The sequence below is a fragment of the Alkalibacterium sp. genome, assembly GCF_046484155.1.
Taxonomy (GTDB): Bacteria; Bacillota; Bacilli; order Lactobacillales; family Carnobacteriaceae_A; genus Alkalibacterium.
Genome location: NZ_JAWOBT010000034.1, coordinates 1 through 3038 on the forward strand (window position 1 = coordinate 1; position 3038 = coordinate 3038).

General features: G+C 42.6%; 2 protein-coding genes. Both read right to left on the bottom strand.

Translation table 11 applies throughout. The annotated features are described in order from the left end of the window. Window positions 1–343: 343 nt before the first annotated feature. A complete protein-coding gene (locus R6U02_RS02535; protein ID WP_410262067.1) occupies window positions 344–1249 on the bottom strand; it encodes a LysR family transcriptional regulator in 906 nt (301 codons plus the stop codon). Between the two features lie 58 nt (window positions 1250–1307). Beyond that, on the bottom strand, window positions 1308–3038 hold a 1731-nt coding region (gene pulA, locus R6U02_RS02540; RefSeq protein ID WP_410262068.1), incomplete at its 5' end, for a type I pullulanase.

Genomic DNA, 3038 nt, shown 5'->3' on the forward strand with positions numbered 1-3038 from the left:
GAAAAGAAAGTTTTTTATTAAAATATAATTTATGGAAAAGAACAAATTCCTTTTTGATTTAATTCTTAATCCAATAACCACACTTATCTTTGGAGCAATGATAGGCACTTTATTGGGTTTAAATGTTAAATCTCTTTTCAAGTCCTCCGGTTATCCGAAGCCGAGCTGAAGGGCACGCAATCGGTCATCGCGTGCCCTCCGGCTACCCGAAGCCGATTTGAAGGGCACGCAATCGGTCATCGCGTGCCCTCCGTCTATCCAGAGCCGAGCTGAAGGGCACGCAAATCACATCGATACAATGATTACGATAAAACAATAAAAAAGAAAGGATAGGACGTTTGTCCTATCCTTTCATATGTGATTGGTAATAATTTTTCATGTAATTGAAGACATAATCTTCGATACGTGAATACCGTTTTTGTTTTCTGCGACATAACACGACTTCCCAATGTATGGGGTGTTCGAATTCTTTCCTTACGACATCAGGGGACGAATAATATTGCGCGACCGGCGTGGGTAAGACAGTGAATAAATTGGAATTGCGCGTTGAGTTAAGCAGTAAATCCCAAGAAGCAGACTGCAAATACAGTTGCGGTTTAACATTCTGACTCGAAAATTTATTTAACAACTGGTGATGGATCATGTAGGTTGAGTCAAAGATGGCCATGGGCTGGTTATGTAGATCCGTCCACTGCAGCTTATCTTTTTGAGCTAACGGATTTTGGCTGCTCATAAAGGCCGACAAGGTATCGTTTCTTATGACTACTTCTTCAACGGCGCTGGAATCAAGACCGGTTGGGCGTAAAAGCACTGCTATGGGCAGCTCCTGTAAAAGTAAATCTTTTTTCAATTCAACAGCGCCTGCTTCTTTTATTTCAAAGCGAATCTCCGGATTGGTGGAAATCAATGTCGGTAAAATTTCTGGAAATACGACAGAAATAACGACGGGGGGGATGCCTATCTTTATGGACCCTTTTAATTGTGTCGATTCTTCCTGGAGGTCTTTGATCATTTCATCATATTTTCGAAGGATCTCCTTGGCATGTTGGTATAAGACGTCACCGGCGGGGGTGAGTGTCTGCAGTCTGCCGTGGGCGCGTTCGAATAAAATGATGTTTTCATTTTTTTCCAAAGTCGCAACGGTCTGACTTAAAGCAGGTTGAGAGATATGCAGTATTTTTGATGCCTGAGATATATTGAAGTCATTTTCAACAATTGAAATGAAATAATGCATTTGCTTGATATCCATGCAACGTCCTTTCTTAAGCTGAAAAGTGAGTTTAACAGCTTAACAAGTTATAATCAGCTTATGATACTAAAATGAGTACTTCTCTCGGGTTAATTATAACACGATGTCCCTTTAGGATACCAAGTGGATTTAATCCGGCTGAGTGTCGATTAGCTAGGATCGTCCATTCTTCAGGAAACGGGTAACTACTTTCTAATTCCACTTCTTCTGGATGAGGTGTGGTATTGATAACGACTGCCATCATCGTCCATTCACCCTTGTTAAGTGTATTTGGTATCGTATAAGCAAGCAGGTTTTCTTTCAGTTGTGCAAAGGTAACGGCATCACCCGTTTTGTTAGACGCATCACGTAAAGGTGCATAGGCTTTTCTGATAGCCATCATCCCTCTGTAATACTCAAGCAGATCTTTGTTTTCATAAGCCCGAGACCAATTCAGCCGGTTGATCGAGATCGATGATTTGAAACTGTTCTCATCGCCTGACTTTGTACGGCCCCATTCTTCTCCGGCCTGTAAAAAGATACCGCCTAAAGAAGTAAACAGCAGAGCAGCGCTGATTTTATTCAGTTGAATAGCTGTTTCATCCCGATGATAGTCCGGTTCATCCTGAAGCGTTTTAAGTAATTTATCGTAGAGGGTCAAATTGTCATGTGCAGACGCATAGGTGACTACTTGAGCAGGGTTCCTGGCCCACTGTTTGTCATCAGGTAATCTGAAGCGTCCGACGTCCGACTGCGTGTTGGCGAGTATACCTGCAATTAAATCATTCGTAGAATAAGAACTTGTATCAAGTCCATTTGCCCCTTGTAAGAATCCGCCAGCTCGTTCATCAAAGACAGGTCCCTTGATCGCATCTCTGAATCCATCATTAAAAAGAGCGATACCGTCAACCAAATGATTGGCATGAAATTTATCGGCCGGCTTGTTCGGTTCATAAATAGCGACACTACCGGCATTCCATGGTTCGCCGTAAAGTAAGACGTGTGAAAAGCCTTTTTCATCAAGTGTTTGACGAAGGGTGTTCATCGTCGTGACATCATGAAGACCCATCAAGTCAAAGCGGAAACCATCGATATGATACTCTTGTACCCAGTAGAGGACGGTATCGATGATATACTTGCGCATCATTTTCCGTTCACTGGCTGTTTCGTTGCCGCAGCCTGACCCGTTGGTGAATTCGCCATAATGGTCCTGGCGGTAAAAATAATCAGGGACAGTCAACTGAAACCAGGATTGTTCCGTGAAAAAAGTATGGTTGAAGACGACATCTAAGATCACGCCAATGTCATGCTGATGCAAGTGAGAAACCATCGTTTTGAATTCAAGGATACGTGTTTTAGGATCGCTGGGGTCTGAGGCATATTTCCCTTCAGGCACCATAAAATTCTTGGGATCGTACCCCCAGTTGTAAGCAGATGAATACTCATTGTTTTCAAAGTCGAAAGCGGGTAACAAATGGATATAATTGACACCTAATCCTTCTAAATAAGATACCCCCGCTAATTGGTCTTGATCGGAACCAACCGTGATATTTTCTTCAGTAAAAGCCAGATATTTCCCTCGGTAGTCTGGTAAAAAATCAGCCTGTTCAGCACTAGAAAAATCCTCCGTGTGCACTTCCCAAATGATCGCCTCGGTAATGGAGGACACACCTTTAAATGACTCGTTTGCCCAGTTGTCGGGATTCGTTTCCTCCAGATCGATGATCGCAGAGCGGTTGCCGTTTAAGCCGACTGCTTTTGAATAGATATCGGCAGATTCAACTTCATTTTCATCATGAATAAAACTATA